Origin of the sequence: Mesotoga sp. HF07.pep.5.2.highcov (genome assembly GCF_003666285.1) — a bacterium.
In the GTDB taxonomy this organism is placed as follows: Bacteria; Thermotogota; Thermotogae; order Petrotogales; family Kosmotogaceae; genus Mesotoga; species Mesotoga prima.
In genome coordinates this window covers 1-611 of record NZ_JFHJ01000184.1, presented here as the reverse complement: position 1 = coordinate 611, position 611 = coordinate 1, and the positions used below count along the sequence as shown (strand labels likewise).

The window sequence follows — 611 nt, the reverse complement described above, 5'->3', positions numbered from 1 at the left end:
CAGATGTAATGCTTGCCATCGACATAACCTGCATCAAGAGCGAGTTCATAGAAGTCTGCAAGGTCTTCTTCGGTAAGGTAGTCGTCGATAGGTTCCAGAAGTCCCGCTTCGACCCATCTGGTATCCCAAACGGGGCCCTTGAAGATGTCAGGCTGGGTCCCAGTCGCAATGGCCGCAGCCATTTTCTGAGAGTATTCGGTGTTTCCAACAACGACATACTTGACTTCAACGTCTGGATGAAGTCTCATGAACTCCTCAGCTGCCCACTTCGGGAAGTCCTCCTCCGTTGGGGCCTTATCGGACGGGAAGCCAGGAGGTGCGATTCTCCAAGGGTTGATCCACCAGGTGATGGTGGTCTTTCCAAGCGCAGAAATCGGTACCGCGAGCATTAGCAATACTAGAAGAATTACGCCAAGCCTTTTCATAGTAACACCCCTTTCGATGTGAAGTTACTCAAAGGTATTCTCTGAGTCTTTTTTCTAAAGCTGTTGAATCAGTAAAATGAAAAGAAACAATTCCTAGTTCGGCAGCGGCCTTAACGTTTTTTCTCGTGTCATCCGTGAAGAAAGCTTCTTCTGCGAGGCAATTCTCTTCACGAAGGATATGACTGT

1 protein-coding gene is annotated in these 611 nt (G+C 48.3%); it reads right to left on the bottom strand.

Going from position 1 to position 611, the window contains the following annotated elements; genetic code table 11:
* Positions 1-425, bottom strand: a 425-nt coding sequence (locus BG32_RS03665) for an ABC transporter substrate-binding protein (protein WP_121526396.1), incomplete at its 3' end; no start/stop codon positions are given.
* Between the last annotated feature and the right edge of the window lie 186 nt (positions 426-611).